Origin of the sequence: Flintibacter sp. P01028, from assembly GCF_041925235.1 — a bacterium.
Taxonomy (GTDB): Bacteria; Bacillota; Clostridia; order Oscillospirales; family Oscillospiraceae; genus Lawsonibacter; species Lawsonibacter aceti.
In genome coordinates, this window is record NZ_JBHEVC010000001.1 from 293,363 (window position 1) to 315,345 (window position 21,983).

General features: G+C 58.0%; 21 protein-coding genes and 1 other annotated feature. Of the genes, 4 read left to right on the forward strand and 17 right to left on the reverse strand.

What is annotated here, in order from left to right; translation table 11 throughout:
- Positions 1-11: 11 nt before the first annotated feature.
- From ACEVJK_RS01440 to ACEVJK_RS01465, 6 genes are all read right to left on the reverse strand, one after another.
- Positions 12-1,364: a TrkH family potassium uptake protein gene (locus ACEVJK_RS01440; RefSeq protein ID WP_147570625.1), complete on the reverse strand. Its 1,353-nt coding sequence runs from the start codon at positions 1,362-1,364 to the stop codon at positions 12-14.
- Positions 1,365-1,478: 114 nt separating this feature from the next.
- On the reverse strand, positions 1,479-2,990 hold the full coding sequence (lysS, locus tag ACEVJK_RS01445; RefSeq protein ID WP_186852683.1) for a lysine--tRNA ligase: 1,512 nt from the start codon (positions 2,988-2,990) through the stop codon (positions 1,479-1,481).
- Between the two features lie 34 nt (positions 2,991-3,024).
- Positions 3,025-3,498, reverse strand: a complete 474-nt coding sequence (greA, locus tag ACEVJK_RS01450; RefSeq protein ID WP_147570627.1) for a transcription elongation factor GreA — start codon at positions 3,496-3,498, stop codon at positions 3,025-3,027.
- 118 nt (positions 3,499-3,616) lie between these two features.
- Positions 3,617-4,297 (reverse strand): hypothetical protein, encoded by a 681-nt coding sequence (locus tag ACEVJK_RS01455; protein WP_147570628.1) that lies wholly within the window; start codon positions 4,295-4,297, stop codon positions 3,617-3,619.
- Between the two features lie 183 nt (positions 4,298-4,480).
- The gene (locus ACEVJK_RS01460; protein ID WP_262669181.1) at positions 4,481-7,123 is read right to left on the reverse strand and encodes a valine--tRNA ligase; all 2,643 of its coding nucleotides are present in this window, start codon (positions 7,121-7,123) and stop codon (positions 4,481-4,483) included.
- Between the two features lie 23 nt (positions 7,124-7,146).
- Complete coding sequence (locus ACEVJK_RS01465; RefSeq protein WP_186852685.1) at positions 7,147-7,656, reverse strand: YcxB family protein; 510 nt, start codon at positions 7,654-7,656, stop codon at positions 7,147-7,149.
- 48 nt (positions 7,657-7,704) lie between these two features.
- Positions 7,705-7,910 (reverse strand) — a binding site (T-box leader).
- 370 nt (positions 7,911-8,280) lie between these two features.
- On the opposite strand from ACEVJK_RS01465, the gene ACEVJK_RS01470 reads away from it, so the two are divergent.
- The gene (locus ACEVJK_RS01470) at positions 8,281-8,736 is read left to right on the forward strand and encodes a GyrI-like domain-containing protein (protein WP_147570631.1); all 456 of its coding nucleotides are present in this window, start codon (positions 8,281-8,283) and stop codon (positions 8,734-8,736) included.
- A 196-nt stretch (positions 8,737-8,932) separates the two neighbouring features.
- On the opposite strand, the gene ACEVJK_RS01475 is transcribed toward ACEVJK_RS01470, so the two are convergent.
- From ACEVJK_RS01475 to ACEVJK_RS01505, 7 genes are all read right to left on the reverse strand, one after another.
- A complete protein-coding gene (locus ACEVJK_RS01475; protein ID WP_147570632.1) occupies positions 8,933-9,721 on the reverse strand; it encodes a type III pantothenate kinase in 789 nt (262 codons plus the stop codon).
- A gap of 175 nt (positions 9,722-9,896) precedes the next feature.
- Complete coding sequence (locus tag ACEVJK_RS01480; RefSeq protein ID WP_240287152.1) at positions 9,897-11,129, reverse strand: murein hydrolase activator EnvC; 1,233 nt, start codon at positions 11,127-11,129, stop codon at positions 9,897-9,899.
- A 25-nt stretch (positions 11,130-11,154) separates the two neighbouring features.
- Positions 11,155-11,256, reverse strand: a complete 102-nt coding sequence (locus ACEVJK_RS01485) for a hypothetical protein (protein WP_240287150.1) — start codon at positions 11,254-11,256, stop codon at positions 11,155-11,157.
- A 16-nt stretch (positions 11,257-11,272) separates the two neighbouring features.
- Positions 11,273-12,163 carry a permease-like cell division protein FtsX gene (gene ftsX, locus ACEVJK_RS01490; RefSeq protein ID WP_147570634.1) on the reverse strand — a complete coding sequence of 297 codons (891 nt, stop codon included), beginning with the start codon at positions 12,161-12,163 and terminating at the stop codon, positions 11,273-11,275.
- On the reverse strand, positions 12,147-12,836 hold the full coding sequence (gene ftsE / locus ACEVJK_RS01495) for a cell division ATP-binding protein FtsE (RefSeq protein WP_147570635.1): 690 nt from the start codon (positions 12,834-12,836) through the stop codon (positions 12,147-12,149). The genes ftsX and ftsE overlap by 17 nt, the downstream gene beginning before the upstream one ends.
- A gap of 356 nt (positions 12,837-13,192) precedes the next feature.
- The gene (locus ACEVJK_RS01500; RefSeq protein ID WP_147570636.1) at positions 13,193-14,284 is read right to left on the reverse strand and encodes a CdaR family transcriptional regulator; all 1,092 of its coding nucleotides are present in this window, start codon (positions 14,282-14,284) and stop codon (positions 13,193-13,195) included.
- Positions 14,285-14,391: 107 nt separating this feature from the next.
- Positions 14,392-15,117 carry a pseudouridine synthase gene (locus ACEVJK_RS01505; RefSeq protein WP_262669186.1) on the reverse strand — a complete coding sequence of 242 codons (726 nt, stop codon included), beginning with the start codon at positions 15,115-15,117 and terminating at the stop codon, positions 14,392-14,394.
- A gap of 185 nt (positions 15,118-15,302) precedes the next feature.
- On the opposite strand from ACEVJK_RS01505, the gene ACEVJK_RS01510 reads away from it, so the two are divergent.
- On the forward strand, positions 15,303-15,779 hold the full coding sequence (locus ACEVJK_RS01510; protein ID WP_262669187.1) for a DUF4830 domain-containing protein: 477 nt from the start codon (positions 15,303-15,305) through the stop codon (positions 15,777-15,779).
- Positions 15,780-15,819: 40 nt separating this feature from the next.
- Here ACEVJK_RS01510 and ACEVJK_RS01515 read toward each other — a convergent pair whose 3' ends face one another.
- The gene (locus ACEVJK_RS01515) at positions 15,820-16,644 is read right to left on the reverse strand and encodes a mechanosensitive ion channel family protein (protein WP_147570637.1); all 825 of its coding nucleotides are present in this window, start codon (positions 16,642-16,644) and stop codon (positions 15,820-15,822) included.
- 283 nt (positions 16,645-16,927) lie between these two features.
- Between ACEVJK_RS01515 and ACEVJK_RS01520 the strand changes: the two genes are divergently transcribed.
- Positions 16,928-18,235, forward strand: coding sequence for an MATE family efflux transporter (locus ACEVJK_RS01520; protein ID WP_147570638.1), 1,308 nt, complete (start codon positions 16,928-16,930; stop codon positions 18,233-18,235).
- A 44-nt stretch (positions 18,236-18,279) separates the two neighbouring features.
- Here ACEVJK_RS01520 and ACEVJK_RS01525 read toward each other — a convergent pair whose 3' ends face one another.
- From ACEVJK_RS01525 to ACEVJK_RS01535, 3 genes are all read right to left on the reverse strand, one after another.
- Complete coding sequence (locus tag ACEVJK_RS01525) at positions 18,280-19,338, reverse strand: rod shape-determining protein (protein ID WP_374740038.1); 1,059 nt, start codon at positions 19,336-19,338, stop codon at positions 18,280-18,282.
- Positions 19,339-19,450: 112 nt separating this feature from the next.
- Entirely contained in the window at positions 19,451-20,140 is a 690-nt protein-coding gene (locus ACEVJK_RS01530) for a ComF family protein (protein WP_374739838.1), read from the reverse strand.
- Positions 20,137-20,313, reverse strand: a complete 177-nt coding sequence (locus ACEVJK_RS01535) for an Arc family DNA-binding protein (protein ID WP_186852689.1) — start codon at positions 20,311-20,313, stop codon at positions 20,137-20,139. Before ACEVJK_RS01535 ends, ACEVJK_RS01530 begins: the two co-directional genes overlap by 4 nt.
- Before the next feature lie 430 nt (positions 20,314-20,743).
- On the opposite strand from ACEVJK_RS01535, the gene coaBC reads away from it, so the two are divergent.
- On the forward strand, positions 20,744-21,943 hold the full coding sequence (coaBC, locus tag ACEVJK_RS01540; protein WP_240287142.1) for a bifunctional phosphopantothenoylcysteine decarboxylase/phosphopantothenate--cysteine ligase CoaBC: 1,200 nt from the start codon (positions 20,744-20,746) through the stop codon (positions 21,941-21,943).
- Positions 21,944-21,983: the final 40 nt, after the last annotated feature.

Sequence of the window (21,983 nt, forward strand, 5' to 3'; positions counted from 1 at the left end):
CTCCTCCCCGCTTACCCGATCATCACGTCAGTAGCAGGGTACGAAATCTTATGTTCTGCCTGTTTCCTGGTCAGGAAGGCGATGGAGAAGGACAGGATTCCTACCCGGCCCAGGAACATCAGGGCGACCATCAGCAGGGCGCTTCCCACCGTCAGCGACGGGGTGATTCCCATAGTCACCCCCACCGTCCCCATGCCGGAGGCCACTTCAAAGGCCGCCTGGACAAAGGGCACCCGGTCCATCAGAGAAAGCGCCATGGAACCGGTCAGGAACAGCAGCAACACCGTCAGCGCCAGGGTCATGGCATCCATCACCCGCCGCTGTGGAATGGTCCTGTGGCGGAACACCACCTCCTCCCGCCCTCGGAGGCCGTCCCGCAGGGCCAGCAGCAGCACCCCCATTGTGACCGTCTTGAGTCCTCCGGCCGTGGAGCCCGATGAGCCGCCTATCAGCATCAGGATGATGGACAGCACCGCGGAGCTGTCCCGCAGGCCGGCTTGGTCAAAGGTGGCATACCCCGCCGTTCTCAGGGTCACCGACTGAAAGAGGGCGTTCAGCGGCCGCTCCCAGACGGGCATCGCCCCCAGTGTAGCTGGGTTGTCCCACTCGGCACAGCAGAAGAACAGGGTCCCAAGCCCAATCAGCGCCACAGTGATCCCCAGCACCATTTTGGAATACAGCCGCAGCTTACGCCAGCACCTAGCATCCAGCAGGTCCTCCCATACAAAAAAGCCCAGGCCCCCCACAATGATAAGGGCCATGATGGTCACCATCACCAGCAGGTCCCCCCGGAAGGCCGCCAGGCTGCTGTAAGGTCCGCTGTACCCGCCGAACAGATCAAAGCCGCCGTTACAAAAGGCAGAAACACTGTGGAATACAGAGAACCACAGCCCCCTACCCAGTCCGAAAATGGGGACAAATCTTGTGGCCAGCAGCGCCGCCCCCAGCCCCTCGGCCAGAAAGGTTCCCATCAGGGCGTGACGCACTACCCGGACCACTCCGGCTACCCCACTCATATTGAGGGAGGAAGCCATCATCATCCGCTGGGACAGTCCGATCCTCCGGTGCAGCGCGAAGGGCACCAGGGACATGAGGGTGACAAAGCCCAGGCCGCCCAGCTGCACCAGCACCAGCATCACCCCTTGACCGAAGGGCGTCCAATGCAGCGCTGTATCCACCAGCACCAGCCCCGTAACACAGGTGGCGGAGGTGGCGGTAAACAGGCACACCAGCCAGGGAGTGGCCTGCCCGTCCCAGGCGGCGATGGGCAGCCGGAGCAGCAGCGTCCCCAACAAAATGATACCCCCAAAGCCCAAGACAATGTATCGGGTGGGGTTTAGCTTTTTTTGTGCCAGGATATACACTCACAACGGCTCCTTTTTCCCAGTTGACGCCTCTCTATGGCGCGCCTTATGGCCGCCGGGAGGTGCAGAAAGGCATACCAATGGGAAAATCCCATTGGTATGCCGGCCGCAGTTTCATTCTAAAGGCTTCATAGTGGGGAACAGGATGACCTCACGAATAGAATCGGAGCCCGTCAGCAGCATGACACAGCGGTCGATGCCGATGCCCAGCCCACCCGTGGGGGGCATGCCGTACTCCAGGGCGGTGAGGAAATCCTCGTCCATCATGCCGGCCTCGTCGTCCCCCTTGTCCCGCAGTTCCACCTGCTTCTGGAATCGCTGGCGCTGGTCGATGGGGTCGTTGAGTTCGGAGAAGGCGTTGCCCATCTCACTGTGGCAGATGAACAGCTCAAATCGCTCGGTAAGTCGGGAATCGACAAGAGAACGTTTAGCCAGAGGGGACACATCTACCGGGTGCATGGTAATGAAAGTGGGCTGGATGAGCTTCTCCTCCACCCGCTGGTCAAAGACCTCATACAGGGCGTTACCCCAGGTCTTGTCCGCCGTTTCAGGCAACTCCACCCCGATAGCCTTGGCGGCGGCTACGGCCTCCTCGTCGGAGGTAATGGCCATAAAGTCGATGCCGCAATACTTCTTGACGGCCTCGTGCATCGGCATACGGGGCCAGCCGGGGGTCAGGTCGATTTTTTCTCCCTGCCACTCCACCTGGTAAGTACCCAGGATCTTCTGGGCAGCGGAGGTAAGCAGATCCTCGAACAGGTCCATCATGTCGTTGAAGTCGGCATAAGCCTGGTACAGCTCGATGGTAGTAAACTCAGGGTTGTGCTTGGGGTCCATCCCCTCGTTGCGGAAGATGCGCCCGATCTCGTATACCCGGTCCATGCCGCCTACGATGAGCCGCTTCAAGGGCAGCTCGGTGGCGATGCGCATATACATATCGATGTCCAGGGTATTATGGTGGGTAATGAAGGGCCGGGCTGTGGCGCCGCCGGAGATGGTGTTGAGCACCGGGGTCTCCACCTCCATATAGCCACGGCCGTCCATAAAGTCCCGGACATGCTTGATGAACTGGGAGCGAATGATGAAGTTGCGCTTCACCTCCGGATTGACGATCAGATCCACATAGCGTTGGCGGTAGCGCAGCTCGGTGTTGGTCAGGCCGTGGAATTTCTCCGGCAGGGGCAGCAGGGACTTAGAGAGCAGCGTCACAGTCACAACACGGACGGACATCTCTCCCCGCTGGGTGCGAAAAACTACGCCGTGGACTCCTACGATATCGCCGATATCATACTTCTTAAAGCGGTTATACTCCGCCTCATCCATCTCGTCCTTCCTGGCGTAGAGCTGGATGCGGCCGGACTTGTCCTGCAGGTCGCAGAAGGACACCTTGCCCATCCCCCGCTTGGACATGAGGCGGCCGGCGATGGCCACCTGCCGCCCCTCCAGGGCGTCGAAGTTGCCCTTGATGTTGGCGGAGTCGTTATCCACTACGAATCGGGTGATCTGGAAGGGATCGTTCCCCCCCTCCTGGAGCTCCTTCAGCTTGTCCCGGCGGATCTTCAGCAGCTGGGAGAGGTTCTCCTCCTGGGGGGCGCTCTGGTTGTTCTTGTTATTCTGATCGGCCATATCGCCAACTCCTATCCTCTGTATCTTGGAAAAATTACCGCTCCACCTTCAGGATCTTATACTCTACCGGACCGGCGGGGGCGTCCACAGTAATCTCATCCCCGGCGTTCTTGCCTAGCAGGGCCTTGCCAAAGGGGGAGTCCTCGGAGATAGTGCCCTTCATGGGATCAGCCTCCTGGGAGCCCACGATCTTATAGGTCTCCTCCTCCCCAAACTCCTTATCCAGCACGGTGACGGAGGAGCCCATGCGGATGTAATCGCCGCCGTCCTCCTCCTCCTCGATGACCACATAGTTTGACAGGATCTCGTCCAGTTCAGCCATGCGGGAGTACAGCTTTCCCTGCTCGTTCTTGGCCTCGTCATACTCGCTGTTCTCAGACAGGTCGCCAAAGGAGCGGGCCTCCTTAATGAGCTCCGCCACCTCTTTTTCCCGGACGGTCTTCAGGTAGCTCATCTCATCCTGTAGCTCCTTGAGCCGCTCCGGGCTCAAACGATACTCTTTTGCCATGATACCTCGCACACCTTTCCAATGGCGGCTCCGAGCTTATCAGGCCGCCATACATTATAATAAAGAAATGGGCACACTGATGCAGTATGTGTCATTATAAGTGCTCCATTCTCCGCTGTCAAGTGATTTTTAGCTCTTCTTTGTTCAGTCGTCCGAACTCATACAGGGCGGCGAGCAGGTCCAAATCCTCCCGATCTCCCTCCCCCAGATGTGGAGCTGACAGGGACAGGCCCGCCAGATCCGGTGCATGTCCGTAGAGCTCCAGCGTAGGCTCCTCTCCCCTGGCCCCGTCTGGATGAAAGCAAAGAGCCGCCTGCCCCCCTTCTCTCCGTGGCAGGATAGGCACACCGAACTCCCCGCGCAGCCATCGGGCCAGCTCCTCCCCTCCTTTGGGCGCGTCGATGACCAGGTTCCGGACTTGAGAACAGAGCGTTACGGCGACACGGGTCATCTCCCAGTCTGCCCGCGCCCCGCATAAAACCACGGTGGACCGATCCGGCGCCGCTCCCCTCCGCTCCAGCAGCGCCAGTGCCAGCGCCGGTGACTGGGCCCGCAGGAAAGGCCCTGGGTCCACTGGAGCTAGCCCATATTCCGACAACAGAGGCCAACAGGGGAACCCTCTGGGGACCAGCACCCGGCGGGCTCCGCCCCGAAACAGTGCCCTTCCCGCTTTCTTGACACGCCGCTCCCACCAAAAGCTGTCCATATCAGCGCGCACCCGCAGCACCGGCAGACCGTAGAGCTTTTCCCGCTCTCCCTGTCTGGGTCCGCCTGAGCCGAATACCAGTTGTCCGATCATATCCTCACCTCTTATGTGGGAGGATATGCGGAATAGTCCTGGGATATGGTTGGCAGATGTATCTTTATTCGATTCGTTCCCGGTTCCGCGGCGCTCCCTTTCCCAGAATGGAAAAACCGCCCAGCATCAGCCCATAACCATCTAAGAAAGAGCCGGACAGTTATCCCTGTCCGGCTCTTTTTCTCACATATTCTTCAGCTGTTCCTCCAGCTTGGCTACCAGCTCGTTGAGCTTGACAGCCCTCTCCTTCTCCGCCTCCACCACATGGGCAGGAGCCTTGTTGACAAATCCGGGGTTGGCCAGCTTGGCATTCAGCTTCTGAAGCTCATCAAAGTTCTTCTTCCGCTCCTTCTCCATGCGGGCCTTCTCTTTCTCCATATCCACCAGCTCGGCCAGAGGCATGGACAGCTGGGCGGCATGGGTGACTACGGTGACCTGTCCCGCTCCCTCAGAGGTCTGGCCCGCGGGAACAATGGTCACCTCACCCGCGTAGGCCAGCTTTTTCAGGAAGGGCACGCCCAGCTCAAATACCTTCGCCTCATCGGTCGCTACGGTAAGGTGGGCCTTTTTGGAGGGGGGCACGTTCATCTCGCTGCGGCGAGTACGGACAGCCCGGATGGCATCCATAATGAGCTCCATGGCCTTCTCCTCGTCGGGGAAGTCCAGCTCATCCCTGTGCTCGGGCCAGGACTGGAGCATCAGGAAGGAACCCTCCTCCACCTCGTCTCCGTGGGGCAGCGCCTGCCAGATCTCCTCGGTGATAAAAGGCATGAAGGGGTGAAGCAGCTTCAGCATCTGGGTGAGCACATAGCACAGCACCTGCTGGGCCCGGACCTTGCTGTCCTGGTCCTCGCCCTGAAGGCGGGTTTTGGTCAGCTCGATATACCAGTCACAGTAGTCGTCCCAGATGAAGTCGTAGATCTTCTGGGCGGCCACGCCCAGCTCATACCGGTCCATGTTGTCGGTGATATCTGGAATGACCCGGTTGAGCTTGGACAGGATCCACTTGTCCTCCAGCTCCAGCTTGTCGGGCAGCTGGCACTTGTCAATGGTCAGGTTCATCTTCAGGAAGCGGCTGGCGTTCCAGATCTTGTTGGCGAAGTTCCGCATAGCCTCGCACCGCTCAGTGTAGAAGCGCATATCGTTGCCTGGGCTGTTGCCGGTGACCAGATTGAAGCGCAGGGCGTCAGCGCCGTACTTCTCGGCGATCTCCAGAGGATCGATGCCGTTACCCAGAGATTTGGACATCTTTCGGCCCTTGTCGTCCCGGACCAGGCCGTGGATAAACACAGTGTGGAAGGGGGGCTTTTGGGTCTGCTCACAGGCGGAGAAGATCATCCGGGCCACCCAGAAGAAGATAATGTCATAGCCGGTGACCAGTACGTCGGTGGGATAGAAGTAGTCCAGATCGGGGGTCTTCTCCGGCCATCCCAGGGTAGAGAAGGGCCATAGAGCGGAGGAGAACCAGGTATCCAACACATCAGGGTCCCGGTGGATCTTCTTAGAGTGGCACTTCTCGCACTCGGTGGGGTCCTCCCGGCTGACGGTCATGTGGCCGCAGTCGTCGCAGTACCACACAGGGATCTGATGTCCCCACCACAGCTGGCGGGAGATACACCAGTCATGCACATTCTCCATCCAGTTGGTGTAGGTCTTGGCAAATCGCTCAGGGACAAACTTGACCTCACCCTCGTTGACTACCCGCAGGGCCTCCTTGGCCAAGGGGGCCATCTTGACGAACCACTGGGCGGAGATGATAGGCTCCACGTCGTTGTGGCAACGGTAGCAGGTGCCCACGTTGTGGGAGTAAGGCTCCACTTTTTCCAACAGGCCCATGGCCTCCAGGTCGGCGATGACCGCCTTCCGGGCCTCGTACCGGTCCATCCCCTGGTACTTGCCGCCGTTGGCGTTGACCACACCGTTGTCATCCAGCACCCGGATGGTGTCCAGATTGTGGCGCAGGCCCACCTCGAAGTCGTTGGGGTCGTGGGCGGGGGTCATCTTCACGCAGCCAGTGCCGAAGTCCATCTCCACATAGTCATCGGCTACAATGGGGATCTCCCGGTCCATCAGGGGCAGGATGCAGGTCTTGCCCACCAAATGCTTGTACCGCTCGTCATTGGGGTTGACGGCCACGCCGGTGTCGCCCATCATGGTTTCCGGCCGAGTGGTGGCAACCACCAAATAGCCGGACCCGTCAGAGAGGGGATAACGCATATGCCATAGGTGGCCGGGCTTGTCCTGGTACTCCACCTCCGCGTCACTGAGGGCGGTGGTACAGTGGGGGCACCAGTTGATGATGCGGCTCCCCTTGTAGATCAGGCCCTTATCATACAGTTCACAGAAGGTCTCCCTGACAGCCTTAGAGCAGCCCTCGTCCATAGTGAACCGGGCCCGGTCCCAGTCGCAGGAGGAGCCCATCTTCTTCTGCTGGGCTACGATGCGGCCGCCGTACTTCTCCTTCCAGTCCCACACCCGTTCCAGGAACTTATCCCGGCCCAGGTCATAGCGGGTCAGGCCCTCGTTCTCCCGCAGGTCCTCCTCCACCTTGATCTGGGTGGCGATGCCGGCGTGGTCCGTGCCAGGGACCCACAAGGCGGCATAGCCCTGCATCCGCTTGAAGCGGATGAGGATGTCCTGAAGGGTGCAGTCCATGGCGTGCCCCATATGGAGCTGTCCTGTCACGTTGGGGGGCGGCATGACGATGGTAAACGGCTTCTTTTTCGGGTCCCGGCGGCCCTTAAAGCACCCCGCCTTTTCCCAGTTCTCATAGATGCGGCCTTCGGCCTCCTGGGGCTCGTAGACCTTGGGCAGTTCAATACTCATAGCGTTTCTCCTACTTTCTAAAATCAGACATTCTGAATGGTCTTTTTTGTTTTGCTCTGGATCAGGGAACGGAATCGCTCCAGCTCGCCGCTGGCGAAGGTCCTCTTGTCCAGAATATAGCCCCGGCGGCTGTCCTCCAGGAGGATGAAGTAGCGGTCCCCCTCCAGGATGGAGGCGATGTCGTCATAAGACATCCGCTGCTCGCCGCCGCCCACGCCGGCGACGGTCCACCCCTCCTGGTCAAAGGTGTTGGTGAATACCTTCACTCCCTTCATAATGAGCTTCACCATGAGGAGGGCCCTCAGCTGATTCAAAAACAGGGTCCACAGCAGAATTACAGCGCCCAGCAGGGCCAGCAGGACCTGGAGGATGCCGGTAAACTGGAAGCGTGCGGCAAACAGGAGGAGCAGGGCCAGAGCTGCGAACAGGACCCGGAGAGCGATGCTCTGACCCCTGTGGGTGGCCCGGGTCACCATGCGGTTCATGGCCACATAAGCTCCCCAGTCATAGACAGTCTCATTGGTGATCTTCATATGCGTAGCTCTGCTCCTTTCGGAATATAAAAACGCCCCAAGCCGTTGGCTCAGGGCGATCAAAAACCGCGGTACCACCTGAGTTCGGGCACAGCGCCCGCGCTCGATCCCATAACGGCGGGGACCGCCGCCCCTTACTACCGTTCTGGGGCGGAGCTTGGAAGCCACTTCACCGGGGTTCCCGGAGCGCTTTCACCAGCCGCGCCCTCTCTGCACCGTTCTACCCGGATACTTCTCTTCCGCATCGCTTTTGTTGGGCCCTATTATATGGGATTTCTCCCCATCTGTCAAGGGGCCTGCTCTCTCATCCCTATTCCCCTTTGGACAAATGGGACCTGACTCCGTCGATTTCACTATGAATTGAATAAAACAGGAAAATATGATAAAGTAACCAAAAAGATAAACCTCTATTTGGACGCGAATCTATTTCTGAAATTAAGCATTCCATGAGCAATATGCAGATATGTATGGCAAGTTTGTAAGAGTATATTTCAAAGATGGTTCTGTACGCAATGGATTTTATGAAAATAGCTCCATTCCTATCAGTTGCGAGGCAATCAAAATCGCAGATATTCAAAGGATGGAATTGTTTTGCCAATAACTTTGAATCTGAGGAGATACAGAATGATGAAAGTAATAAAGGAAAAATTTGTTGTCATTGGAAAAGAGGGCTCAACATTAGACGGCGAAGGATTTATTCAAAAATTGTGGAATGATGCAAATAGTAATTTTAGTGAGGTAGCGCATCTGGCAAAGAGAGACGCAAATGGGAGTATTGTGGGAATATGGGGTGCTATGTCTGATATTTCTCACTCATTTAAGCCGTGGGAAGATGGCTTTCGTAAAGGCTTGTATCTGGCAGGGGTAGAATGTGTTGATAGCGCAGAAGCACCTGATGGATGGGTAAAATGGACAATACCAAGTTATGAGTATATAGTTGCTGAAAACCATAGGGGGGTGTTTGAAAAAATCATTGGACAAATGAATAAGGAGGGCATTTCTCTGGTCGGAGCAGTTCACGATTATACTGACCCAGCAACAGGAAAAGGCTATTTATATTTTCCAATCAGAGAAGTATAATAAACATTACTTTATCGATCTGTTCGCGTAAAAAAGCGCCTCCCTTCGTCACTTTGACGAAGGGAGGCGCTTTATCCTGCTCTCTTCGGATTCGCAGTGGTCCCCCGTTGGTAGAGATGCCAGTGGCTGACACAAGCCTCCCTCCCAGCCACACATCGCTAGGTTCATAGAATTTAATCGGTCGGGACCTTCTACCTCATTCCTCTCCTTTTCTCCGCTCCTGGAGATTCTTTTTGTAGAGGATATTCAACCCCTTCAGCAGCAGATCCTTCTCTAGTGTCATCTCTCTGCGGCACAGGGGGGCGATAAACTGCGCCATGCCTCCGGTGGCCACCACGGTGGTAGAATAGCCCAGTTCCTCCTCTACCCGGTCCAGCATCCCGTCCAGCATGGCGGCGGTGCCGTACATAATGCCGCTGCGCATACAGTCTACTGTGTTCTTGCCGATGACCTTCTTGGGCCGGTCCAGCCGGATTCCAGGAAGCTGGGCCGTGCGGGAGGTCAGCGCCTCCAAAGATACCCGAACGCCGGGGATGATACATCCTCCCACATAGGTATTGCCCCGGTCCACTACCTCAATGGTGGTAGCGGTGCCCAGGTCCAGCAGGGTCAGGGGAGGTTCGTACTCCGCCAGGGCAGCCACGGCGATCACAATGCGGTCGCTGCCCACTTGGGCGGGGGCATCCATCTGGATATTCAGCCCGGTCTTGATCCCCGGCCCCACCACCATGGGCTGTTTGCGGATCAGCTTGACCACACCGGTTCGTACGGAGTTGAACACTGGAGGCACCACGGAGGAGATGATGCAGTCGTCGATGTCCGACGGCTTCACATCAAAGAGGGATAGGATATTTTTGATCTCCACCCCATACTGGTCCGAGGTTTTGATGTGGTCGGTAGCGATCCGAGCCTCGAAGGCGATGCGGTCGTCCTGAATACCTCCGATGACGATATTGCTATTGCCGATATCTATGGCAAGGAGCATAGTTTGTCCACCTCGTATCTGGGATGGCTCCCACAGGACCATAAAGTCCCCTGTACCTCCCATTTTATCGTTGGTATTATACAGGATAGGGGCCCCAGGCGCAAGGAAAATTTCCATTTTTCCACGGCGCCGCTAAAAAGCCGCCTTCCCGATACCGGGAGGCGGCTTTTTATTGTCAGTTCAACCGTTTGGTGGTACCCCCGGACCGGACATAGAGGGGGATATCCTTAAAGTAGTTGACCGGGTCCTTTCGGGTGCCGTTGACCCGGATCTCAAAGTGTAGGTGGTTGCCGGTGGAGGAACCGGTGGTACCGACATAGCCCACCACATCTCCCTGCTTCACCGTCTGCCCCTCGCTGACGCCCCGCTTATTCATATGAGCGTAGAGGGTGCTAGTCCCATCGCTGTGGGAGACCACCACATAGTTGCCGTAGGAGCTGTTATAGGTGGAGGTGGTGACCACACCACTCTTGGAGGCCAGAATCTTGGTATTTTTGGGCGCTGGGATGTCGATGCCCGTGTGATTGTGCCTCTTGCCGGTGATGGGGTGGATGCGTCCGGCGAAGAGGGACGACAGCGTTGTGTACCCAGGCAGGGGCCACAGGAAGCCGGACTCGCTCTGCACACCAGATATCTGGGCGGCCATCTCCTTCTCTTTTCTTCTGATCTCCGCATCCAGAGCATTGGCGGCCTTTTGCAGCTCTGCCTCCATGGCCTCCAGTTGATCCTCCTGGGAGCTGATCTCGCCAATGAGCTTATCTACTTCTGCCTCCTGGGCCTCCCGCTCCTTCTTGGCGGCCTCCTGCTCCTTGCGGGCTTCCTCCTGGGCGGCTTTGGCCTGCTCCAGTTCAGCCTTGTCCACCTCTATCTGCTCCCGGATGGCAATCAGGTCGTCCATGACCTTGTTATCATACTCCATGATCTCTTCCACCATCATGAAGTTGTCCAGCAAATCGCTGAAGTCAGCGGAGGAAAACAGGACGGACCAGTAGGACACCTCGCCCTCCTCCTCCATATAGCGAACACGGCGGCAGAACAGATCGTACTGCTCCGCCTCGTCCGCCTCCGCCTGGGCCAGCTCCACCTCCTTCTCCTGGATGAGCTGGCCGTATTTCTCGATTTGAGCAGTCATGTTGTCTATTTCTTCCTGAATCACGTTGATCTGCCGCTCGATCAGGTCCTTCTGCTGCTGGGCGGCGTTCTTGTCCGCCCGAACGTCCTTCAGCTGGGCCTGTAAATCTTTCTTCTGGTTTGCCAGGGCGCTGGCATCTTCTTTCAGGTCGTCGATCTCATCCTGGGTAACGGCCGACGCCTCAGGCACCGAATAGGGCCCTGTAAGGGGCAGCAGAATAGCCAACGCTAGCGCCAGTGTCACCACCCGGCGAAATACAGTCTTTCTCTTATTCACAGTATTTCCTCCCAGGTCTATCCGCTCAGTGAATCAATATCTGAGCCAAGATTGGCAACAGCATCATCAGGGCCAAAAAACCGGCCAGTACCCCCATCATGATACGTTGCTTTTTCTGATGCTTCATAAGTTTCTCTCCTATCTCAGACCTGCAAAAATTTCCGGATGGCCAGCAGAGAACCGCATACGCCGATCAGGGCTCCGGTGCCGCAGAAAATGGCCAGAATGTATCGAATCATAGAGGTATAGCTGACCATTGTCACCAGAGACAACCCGTTGCCCTGGATAATCAATTTTGCCACCAGCTGGTAAATGCCCCACTGGGCAAAGAAGGCCAGCAGAGCCCCTGTCAGGCCTAAGATCAGGCCCTCCACTACGAAGGGCCACTGGATGAAGGCATCGGTGGCGCCACACATCTTCATGATGGCGATCTCCTCCCGGCGGTAGAAGGTGGCTAACTTGATGGTATTGGCGATGATAAACAGGGACACCACCAGCAGAATCCCGATCAGCACAACAGCTACACCGGTGGCGATATTCCGGGCCAGCACAAAGCCGTTGGCAATATCGATTGCCGCTCGAACGTTGGCCACGCCCGTGACCTGCTCTACCGCGGCTTCAGTCTGTTCCATCTGCTCCAGGTTCTCCACATGGATGCGGAAGCGGTCCCGCAGCACCTCGTCAGGCAGGTCGTCCAGCAGGGGGTTGTTCTCCCGTCCCTCTTTGTAATCCTCCAGAGCCTCTTCCCGACTGACGAAGGTGACTTTTGTCACATTGGGCAGTGTCTCGATCTCCGGCTGGATGGACCGAGCCTGCTCCTCCGTATAGTTCTCGTCAATATAGGCCAGCATCTCATTCTCCGCCTCCAGGTCACCCAGCATATGGTCCAGGTTCACCGCCAGCAGAGAGAAGGAGCCCATAATCAGCAGACAGGCCACGATCATACACACAGCGGCAAAGGACATGAAGCCGTGGGTGAAAATGGAGTGGAACCCCTCGCTAAAATAATATCCCGCGTCAAACTTTCTCGCCATTGTAGTACCCACCCGTTTCGTCGCTGATGATACGTCCGTTCTCGATGGCCACGACCCGCTTGGCAAAGCGGTTGACCAACGCTTTCTCATGGGTAACCACCAAAACGGTAGTACCCAGCTCATTGATGCGCTCCAGCAGCACCATGATCTCCAGGGATCGCTGGGGGTCCAGGTTACCCGTGGGCTCGTCGGCAATAATCATGCTGGGGTTATTGACCAGCGCCCGGGCGATGGCCACCCGCTGCTGCTCGCCGCCGGAGAGCTGTCCAGGATAGCGGTCAGCCTTCTGCTCCAGCCCCACCAGCTGGAGCACATAGGGGATACGCCGCCGTAGCTCCCGATTGGAGGCACCGATGGCCCGCATGGCAAAGGCTAGGTTCTCGTGGACTGTCTTTTTTTCAATCAGGCGGAAGTCCTGAAAGATGATGCCCAGCGTCCGGCGCATATAGGGCACTTGGCGTGGACTGATGTTATTCAAATTGTAGCCATTGACCATTAGCCGCCCCTCAGTGGCCGCAATCTCCGCCGTGATCAGCTTGATTACCGTGGACTTACCCGACCCAGAGGGCCCTACTAGAAAGACAAACTCCCCGTCGTCAATCCGCAGATTCACGCCCTTCAGCGCCTTAGTTCCATTGTCATATTCTTTATGTACATCGATCAGACGTATCATGTTATCTCCGCTCCTCCTCTTTCCAGAGGATATTTTACCAGACCTTTGACAGCCTATTTTGTTGGGACGCGCTTCATAGTTTACACTTGTAACCTTTTCCTGTCAAGAGTCGACAGAAAAAAGCAACGCCATCTCCATCCCTGACTGTTGTAATCAAAGTAAAGTGTACCACAAATCCTGTGTTATGTAAATGACAAAATCAGTAAAGTTCTTCTTTCTTTCTCTCCCGTCCGACTGGTTATCCCCGCATTTTTTGAGGGTCTTTTCCCAACTCTTCGTCCGCCCCATGTGGGGCAAGAATTGGATAAAAAGCCGGGACCGACAAAAGTCGGTCCCGGCTTTTTATCTCAGCTCTCTTAGGACTCAATGCCCCGGGAAATAAGATATTTTTTGACCATCAGGGCCACCTTGAAGGTGATAGCGTCGTCGAATTCCCGCAGGTCCAGTCCGGTAAGCTTCTTAATCTTTTCCAGCCGATACACCAGGGTATTTCGGTGGACAAAGAGCTTCCGGGCCGTTTCAGACACGTTCAGGTTGTTCTCGAAGAACTTGTTGATAGTCAACAGAGTCTCCTGATCCAGGGCGTCAATGGGGTTCTTCTTAAAGACCTCCTGGAGGAACATCTGGCACAGGATGGTGGGCAGCTGATAGATTAGACGGCCGATGCCCAGGTTTTCATAGTTAATAATGGTCTTCTCATTCTCAAAGACCTTACCCACGTCAATAGCCACCCCGGCCTCCTTATAGGCGCGGGCCAGATCTCGGATGTGATTGACCACGGTTCCGATGCCGATGACCACTTTGATACCCAGTTCCTGGGTAACGGCAGTGGCGATCTGTTTGGCGATTTTCTGCAGCTCTCTGGCGTCGGCCCCCTCAGGCAGCTGCTTAATCAGGGCCACATCCGTCTCGTTGATAGAGATGACAAAGTCGGTCTGCTTATCGGGGAACAGGCCCTGGATCACGTCGATGGTGGTAACATCGGCAGGCCCCAACTGGCGAACCAGGAAAGCGGCCCTGGGCGCCTCAGATACAAAGTGGAGCTCCTTGGCCTGGGTATAGATGTCCCCCAGCAGAATGTTGTCTGAGATGATATTTTTGACAAAGGTAGCCTTGTCATGCTTCTCCTCGTAGTAAGTCTTTGCGCCGTTAAAGGCCACCACCGCCATTGCGCACAGGGAGGCGGCCAGTTCGTCCTCTCCCTTGACAAAGGCAGCGTAATCGAACTGGGCTCCCCAGCCCGCGAGAGGCTTAAAGGTCTTCCCCTCAAAATAGGCGATGCTGCTGTCAGCCCCATTCACGGCGACCACAGCGCCAGACCAATGCTCTCCGATGCAGGTCAATTCGCTGCAAGCGACCACCATCCCATCAGCGTCGATGACACCCACTGTGCGATTGACACTGTCCTTCATCTGGAGCACGACGCTCTGGAACATCCTGCTTGACACATCGATCCCTCCTAAAATCTCTTTGAACACTGCTTCTATTATAACGGCTGCCCCCCCTGTTTGGCAAGAGGTTTTCTCTATTTTTTTGTGAAAAACGACCAAAAGGCTCAACTGCCGCTCCGAATCCTTTGCAATGCCTCCACTTCCGCCTCCGTCAGAAGGCGCCATTCTCCCTCTTTCAGCTCTTCTCCCAGGGAGAGTGGGCCCATAGACAGGCGTCGCAGAAAGGCCACTGGTTTACCTCGCGCGGCCAGCATCCGCTTCACCTGGTGGTACTTCCCCTCCCGCAAGGTAAGCCGACATTCGTTCCCCCGCCCCAGGGGCTCCAGCAGGGCGGGCAGGCACTGTGATCCATCCCCCAAAACCATACCAGAGGCCAGGGCCTTGCGGTCCTCCTCATTCAGCTGCCCTTCCACCCGGGCGTAGTATACCTTGTCCACATGCTTTTTGGGGGAGAGCAACTCATGGGCCAGCGGGCCGTCGTCCGTGAGCAGCAGCAGGCCCACTGTGTCCTTATCCAGTCTGCCCACGGGAAAGAGCCCCCGGCGGCGCAGATGCTCCGGGAGCAGGTCCAGCACCGTCCTCTGCCGCCGGTCCTCTGTGGCGGACAGCAGACCAGCCGGCTTGTTCATCAGCACATAGACGAAGGGGGCGCAGTCCACCACCTGCCCATCCACTGATATCTCGTCCTGGGCGGGGTCGAACTTGTCCTCCGGCCGGGCGGCCGGCATCCCCCCCGCCTGTACCCGGCCCTGGCGGACCAGGTCCTTCACCTCCCGCCGGGACCAGCGGCCTGTGGAGGCCAGTATCTTATCCAGCCGTTCCAGCGGCATATCCTTCCCCTCCCCTATGGCTGTACCGGGCCTCGCCGCCTCTCAGAGCCGGTTAGAGCCGTCCTGTGAATCTCTGGAGGCCCCTATCCTAAGCTGGGGCCCCTTATTGTCTCCTTTCGGGTATAACCTCGTCCCTTGGCGCATATGGTGAAGGGAGAACGAGCCGACGAAAGGAGAAATGCGCTGTGTTGATCGTGACCGCGAAGGTCCCCAAGCGGAAGCTGGCCTTTGGGGTGGCCCTGGCAGCTATGGCCTGCTGCTGCGCCCTGGTGCTGAATCTGGGCACCTCCGCCGTCCGGGAGGTGGCCTCGCCCTCTGTCCCAGACCCCAAAGGGGTCAAGACGAACGAGGACCGGGTGGCCTATCTGGCCGACTTTGGCTGGCAGGTATCCCCAGAACCTATCGCTACCCAGGAGATGCTCATTCCCAAGGAGATGGACGAGAGCTATAATGAGTACCTCGCCCTCCAGTCCGGCCAGGGCTTTGACCTGGAAAAGTACGCTGGAAAGCGGGCCAAGCGTTATACCTATGAGATCACCAACTACCCGACGGGAGAAGCCGGCGTACAGGTAAACCTGCTGATCTATAAAAACACCGTCATCGCTGGCGAGGTCCTCTCGCCCCAGCTGGACGGCTTTCTCCACGGGCTGGCTATGCCTTGAAGGCCCCGCGGACTGGGGGTGCGGCTGGCCTAAGCGGCGTTCATCGCTCCAGGATATGGACGTTCAGATGGTCATAGGTCATCTCGATCCCGTGGCGGGTAAAGGACTCCCGCAGGCCCTCCTGAATGGCGTAGTACACGTCCCAGTAATCCCCGGCAGCGGTCCATACCCGGACCACATACTGGATACTGCTGGACTGGTAGGCAGATAGCCAGATGGCCGGGGCGGGATCAGGCTGTATCTGGGGAATGGCGTCCAGCACCTCTTGGATAGCCTCTTTGACCGTCTGTGTAGGCGCGTCGTAGGAGGCGTTGACGGTCAGTTCTACCCGCCGCCGGCCCAGGGCGGAGTAATTGACGATCTTGGCGGCGGACAGCTGACTGTTTGGCACAAAGATCTCCTTATTGTCCACGGTGACAAAGGTGGTATAGGACAGATCCACAGCCGCGATGGTCCCGCCGACTCCGTCCGCCTCCACATAGTCCCCCACCTGAAATGGCTTGGTCACCAGCAGCATGATCCCTCCCGCCAGGTTGGACAGAGTGTTTTGCAGGGCCAGGGAGACAGCCAGTCCGGCCACACTCAGCAGGGCGATGATGGAGGTCACGTCGATGCCAAGGGACCCCGCTGCCATCAGCACCAGCAAGAACCACAGCCCAACACGGACCATGGAGCGGATATACACGTGGAGGGAGGCCAGGGACTTGGACCGCTCCAGCAGGCGGTCCACCAGCTTCATCAGGACACGGATGACCGCCATACCCACCAGGACCAACACTACCACCCGGAGCGCCGCATCCCAGGACAAGGTCTTTAGGTTCAAGGTGCCGGCGACGTTTGACAGGACTTCTTGCACATTCTCCATACTCAGCGCCTCTCTTCGTCACAGAATCCCCGAGGGGTGTCTCTCCCGTTCTGGGAGTTTCAGTATAACACAATTTTCCCCAAAAAGCGAGCTGTAAGGGCAGCGGGCCCCGGCTCTTGACACAGGGCCTCCCATCTGGTATCATAGCACACTGATATCTAACTTTGCTCTTGCCGCCGGGGAAGAGTGTAAGCGTCAGACCTTCTATCGTTAGGCCGTTGAAGATAGAAGGGGCTGGCGCTTTTTTCGTGCCCCCCGCCGGGCCGGTCTTAGGAGGTACCTGATGAAAACCACCGAACTTTTTTCTGATTTTCTCCGCTACGCCGCCCTGAACGTAGCCGGGATGGTCGGGCTGTCCTGCTATATCCTGGCCGACACCTTCTTCGTCTCCAGGGGGCTGGGCACCCAGGGCCTGGCCGCCCTGAATCTGGCCCTGCCCATCGTCAGTCTGGTGATGGGCACCGGCATGATGCTGGGAATGGGCGGCGCCATCCAATACGCCGTCCACCGGGGGCGGGACGGTGGAGAGCAGGCGGGCGCCATCTTCACCAACACCTTATTTCTGGCCCTGGCGGCCGCTCTGGTCTATGTGGCCTCCGGACTGTTCCTCTCCCGTCCCCTGACCCTTCTCCTGGGCGCGGATCAGCAGGTCTTTGCCATGACCCATACCTACCTAAAGGTCATTCTCCTGTTCTCCCCTGCCTTTATCCTGAACCACACCCTCCTCGCCTTCGTCCGGAACGACGGGGCGCCTCAGCTGGCCTCCCTAGCCATGCTGGTGGGCAGCCTGTCCAATGTCCTGTTGGACTATCTGTTCATCTTCCCCCTGGATATGGGAATCTTCGGCGCTGTGCTGGCCACGGGGATCGCCCCTGTCATCAGTATGGCCATCCTGCTGCTCCACCGGCTCCGCCGTCGAAACGGCTTCCACCTGGTTCGGACCCGGCTCCATTGGAAAACCGCCCGAGCCACCTGCTCTCTGGGCTTCCCCTCCCTGGTCAACGAGCTGTCCTCCGGCATCGTCATGCTGGTGTTCAATACCCTTATGCTGTCCCTGCTGGGCAACGTGGGGGTGGCGGCCTACGGCATCGTGGCCAACCTGGCCCTGGTGGTCATTGCCGTCTTTACCGGGGTGGCGCAGGGGGCCCAGCCCCTCATCAGCCGGTCCCACGGCCAGGGCAGGCCGGACCTGGCCCGGCGTGTCCTGGGATACGGCCTGACCGTCTGCCTGGCGATGGCCGGGGTCATCTATATCCTGCTGGCCCTGTTCGCCCCGGAGGTGGCTGCCCTCTTTAACAGCGAGGGGGACCCCGTGCTGGCCGCCACCGCGGTGGAGGGACTGCGGCTCTATTTCTTGTCCGCCCCTCTGGCCGGCGTCAACATCATGGCCGCCACCTACTTCGCCGCCACCCAGCAGGCCCTGCCCGCCCAGCTTCTCTCTCTGCTCCGGGGCCTGTTCCTGGTGGTGCCGGCCGCCCTGCTCCTGTCCGCCCTCTGGGGCGTATGTGGACTGTGGCTGGCGCTGCCCGCCGCCGAGTTGGCCACCGCTCTGGCGTGTGCGGTCCTCTTCCTCCGCCTAAAAAAGAGTTAGAAAATCCCCGGCCAGCCCAGTCTGGCCGGGGACACTCATTCTCATCAATAGTTCATCTGCTTGCGGCGGGACAGGTTCATGGTGCCATCCTGCATCTGGTCCAGGCTGTCCAGGCTCTTGCCAGTGCCGTGGGCCACACAGGAGATGGCGTCGTCGGCCACATGGGTCTCGATGCCGGTATGGGATTCCACCAGCTTGTCAAAGCCCCACAGCAGGGAGCCGCCGCCGGTCATGACGATGCCGTTGGTGGAGATATCGGCCACCAGCTCCGGGGGCGTGCGCTCCAGCACACCGTGGATGGCCTCCAGGATGCGGCTGGACACCTCCTCAAAGGCGTCGATCATCTCGCTGGAGGACACGGAGAATACACGGGGCAGACCAGTCATCAGGCAGCGCCCCTTGATCTCCATGGTGACCTCCTCCGGGCGGGGAAAGACACAGCCGATGGTCATTTTCAGTTCCTCGGCGGTGCGGTCTCCGATAAGGACATTGTGCTTCTTGCGGATATACTTGACAACCGCCTCATCGAATTTGTCACCGGCGATTTTGATGGAGGCGGACTCCACCACGCCGCCCAGGGAGATGACGGCGATGTCGGCGGTGCCGCCGCCGATGTCCACCACCATGTGGCCGTCAGGCTTGGTGATGTCGATACCCGCGCCGATGGCGGCGGCCACAGGCTCCTCAATGAGGTAGGCTCTGCGGGCACCAGCCTGGATGCCCGCGTCCACAACGGCGCGCTCCTCCACCTCGGTGATGCCGGAGGGCACGCAGATGAGCAGGCGGGGCTTAAACAGGGAGAAGGTGGTCACCTTCTTAATAAACTCCTTGAGCATCCGCTCGGTCATGTCATAGTCGGAGATGACGCCCTCCCGCAGGGGACGCATGGCCACGATATTGCCGGGGGTGCGGCCCAGCATGGCCTGGGCCTCGGTACCCACCTTCAGCAGTTTGCCGGTGTTCTTATCCATGGCCACCACAGAGGGCTCCCGCAGGACGACCCCCTTGCCCTTGATGTATACCAAAACAGAAGCGGTACCCAGATCGATACCGATATCTTTGCTAAATAGCCCCATAGTTTCGTCCACCTTATCTTGATTCATCACTGGCCCGGACCGCCAGCCAGGGCCAAGTTATTTTGTCAATTATAGTATAGCCAAATCGGCAAAACCTATTTGCCGCCGTCTATCATTATAACGGCTGATCGCCGGCTTTTCAACCATTATTTCTATTATTTTCTAATTTATCCCCACCCTCTCCCGCCTGGGCTAAAGTCAGGCACAGGACCTGCTTGGCACCCCCTTGGCACAGCAGACGGGCACACTCGCTCAGGGTGGCGCCGGAGGTAACCACGTCGTCCACCAGCAGCACCCGCCCGCCCTCTATTCTCCTGCCCGGCAGCAGAGAATAGGCCCCCAGGGCGTTAGCCCTACGGGCCGCTCCATCGGGCAGACTGGACTGAGGGACTGTATGTCGGCTCTTTTCCAGCAGAGGGAGCACAGGGAGCGCCAAGCATTCCCCCACGGTCCGGGCCAGCAGTTCCCCCTGGTCAAAGCCCCGCTTGCGCCGCCGCTTTTTGGACAGGGGCGCCCAGGTCACCAGCTCCGCCTCCACTCCCTGGTCCCTGGCACACTGGGCCATCAGCAGGCCAAAGGGCCGGCCATAGGCCGGAGCCGGGGCAAACTTATATCGTTGGACCGCCTCCCGCACTTGGGCCTGGTAGGCCAGCGGAGACCAGCAGCCCTGGGTGAAGTCCACCCGCCGCTCCCCCGCCCTTCCAGTCAGCCACGGCAGGCTGGCCTGGCAGTTGGGACACAGGGGAGCCCGTGGGTCATGCAGCAGCCGCTGGCAAAAGGGGCATTTGGGCGGAAAGAGCAGGTCCAGCAGTGCCTCGCCCACCCTCACTTCAGCTCGTCCTCAGGGATAGGGCCATGCTCTTTTTCAAAGTCACGAACACATTTTTGGATCAGATACAAAATCTGACCACTCATAGAACGGCCCTCTGCTCCGGCTACATATCTGAACTTGTCATGTAGCTTTTCATCCATTCGGATGCTTAAATGGGTTTTATCAGCCATATGCTTTGCCTGCTTTCTGATTTAATAATCAAAGCATATCTTTTGAACTTATTGTAAATTTATTTTTAGTGCATTATTAGTGCTTAAAATTATTTAACTATATGATATTTGATAAGGCTGTAGAGGCGGCGCCATGTGATCGCCTGCCGTATCTCCGATGGGCCTTGGAAAAATTTTGACAGCCTGTCATACTTCCGGCGGGTGCCTTTCCAGAGACGGAAAGGCGCCAAAGGTCTCTAGGGGCTGCCCCCCCCATCTGTGCGTCCCCCGTATAACAGGGTCCGGGGGTGAGGCACTTACGGACTTTGTCCGCCGGAGCGCAGGAATACGCCCCCGGTCCCTTTCCGTTTTCTTCCGGCCTTTTCTCTTTACACCACGGCAGAAAATTTGTATAATAGACACTGATTTGAACGCAAAAGGAGAGTTCACCATGCTGAAGGGAAAAACCGTCCTGCTTGGGGTCACCGGCGGCATTGCCGCCTACAAGGCCGCCTATTTGGCCTCCGCCCTGGTCAAGCTCCACGCCAATGTGGAGGTGGTGATGACCCAGCACGCCACCCAATTTATCGCGCCCCTGACCTTTGAACAGCTGACAGGCAACCGCTGTATGGTGGATACCTTTGACCGCAATTTCGCCCACCAGGTGGAGCATATTGCCCTGGCCGACCGGACGGACCTGGTCCTCATCGCCCCCGCCACCGCCAATGTGTGCGCCAAGCTGGCCCACGGGCTGGCCGACGATATGCTGACTACCACGGTGCTGGCCTGCACCTGCCCCAAGCTGATCGCTCCGGCCATGAACACCCATATGTTGGAAAACCCAGTGACTCAGGACAATCTGGACCTTCTGCGTCACTATGGCTGGGAAGTCATTTCCCCCGCCTCCGGCCGGCTGGCCTGCGGGGCGGTGGGGTCTGGCAAGCTGCCTGAGCCTGATCTGCTGATCCAGCATATCCTGCGGGCCATCGCTCTGCCCCATGACCTGACGGGAAAAAAAGTGCTGGTCACCGCCGGCCCCACCCAGGAGGCTCTGGACCCTGTCCGCTATCTGACCAACCACTCCAGCGGCAAGATGGGCTACGCCATTGCCAAAACGGCTATGCTCCGGGGGGCGCAGGTCACCCTTGTGTCCGGTCCGACCTCCATCTCCCCCCCCCCCTTTGTGGAGGTCGTGGAGGTAGTATCCGCCCAAGATATGTTCCAGGCTGTGACCAGCCGCCAGGAGCAGGCGGACTTCATCTTTAAGGCCGCCGCCGTGGCCGACTACACCCCCGCGGATTACAGCGACGACAAGGTGAAAAAGAGAGAGGGCGATCTGTCTATTCCGCTGAAACGCACCCAGGATATTTTAAAGCACCTGGGAGAGCACCGCCGCCCGGACCAAATCATTTGCGGCTTCTCCATGGAGACCCGCGATATGCTGGAAAACAGTCGGGTCAAGCTGGAAAAGAAAAACGTGGATATGATCTGCGCCAATAATTTGAAGGTGGATGGAGCCGGCTTTGGGGTGGATACCAACGTCATCACCCTGATCACACGGGACCGGGTAGAGGAGCTTCCCCTCCTGTCTAAAGAGGCGGCGGCAGGCCGCATCCTTGACCGGGCCATCGCTTTGGCGGGACAGGCGTGAAATATACCCTGGGACCGGACAGGTACCCCTTGATATAAGG

Excerpts from the sequence above, each read along its gene's own strand:
- ACEVJK_RS01485 (WP_240287150.1), bottom strand. The coding sequence starts at position 11,256 with ATGAAGCATCAGAAAAAGCAACGTATCATGATGGGGGTACTGGCCGGT.
- ACEVJK_RS01465 (WP_186852685.1), bottom strand. The coding sequence starts at position 7,656 with ATGAAGATCACCAATGAGACTGTCTATGACTGGGGAGCTTATGTGGCC.
- greA (WP_147570627.1), bottom strand. The coding sequence starts at position 3,498 with ATGGCAAAAGAGTATCGTTTGAGCCCGGAGCGGCTCAAGGAGCTACAG.
- ACEVJK_RS01535 (WP_186852689.1), bottom strand. The coding sequence starts at position 20,313 with ATGGCTGATAAAACCCATTTAAGCATCCGAATGGATGAAAAGCTACAT.
- coaBC (WP_240287142.1), top strand. The coding sequence starts at position 20,744 with ATGCTGAAGGGAAAAACCGTCCTGCTTGGGGTCACCGGCGGCATTGCC.
- ftsE (WP_147570635.1), bottom strand. The coding sequence starts at position 12,836 with ATGATACGTCTGATCGATGTACATAAAGAATATGACAATGGAACTAAG.
- ACEVJK_RS01515 (WP_147570637.1), bottom strand. The coding sequence starts at position 16,644 with ATGGAGAATGTGCAAGAAGTCCTGTCAAACGTCGCCGGCACCTTGAAC.
- ftsX (WP_147570634.1), bottom strand. The coding sequence starts at position 12,163 with ATGGCGAGAAAGTTTGACGCGGGATATTATTTTAGCGAGGGGTTCCAC.
- lysS (WP_186852683.1), bottom strand. The coding sequence starts at position 2,990 with ATGGCCGATCAGAATAACAAGAACAACCAGAGCGCCCCCCAGGAGGAG.
- ACEVJK_RS01460 (WP_262669181.1), bottom strand. The coding sequence starts at position 7,123 with ATGAGTATTGAACTGCCCAAGGTCTACGAGCCCCAGGAGGCCGAAGGC.
- ACEVJK_RS01525 (WP_374740038.1), bottom strand. The coding sequence starts at position 19,338 with ATGAATCAAGATAAGGTGGACGAAACTATGGGGCTATTTAGCAAAGAT.
- ACEVJK_RS01470 (WP_147570631.1), top strand. The coding sequence starts at position 8,281 with ATGATGAAAGTAATAAAGGAAAAATTTGTTGTCATTGGAAAAGAGGGC.
- ACEVJK_RS01520 (WP_147570638.1), top strand. The coding sequence starts at position 16,928 with ATGAAAACCACCGAACTTTTTTCTGATTTTCTCCGCTACGCCGCCCTG.
- ACEVJK_RS01505 (WP_262669186.1), bottom strand. The coding sequence starts at position 15,117 with ATGCCGCTGGAACGGCTGGATAAGATACTGGCCTCCACAGGCCGCTGG.
- ACEVJK_RS01455 (WP_147570628.1), bottom strand. The coding sequence starts at position 4,297 with ATGATCGGACAACTGGTATTCGGCTCAGGCGGACCCAGACAGGGAGAG.
- ACEVJK_RS01475 (WP_147570632.1), bottom strand. The coding sequence starts at position 9,721 with ATGCTCCTTGCCATAGATATCGGCAATAGCAATATCGTCATCGGAGGT.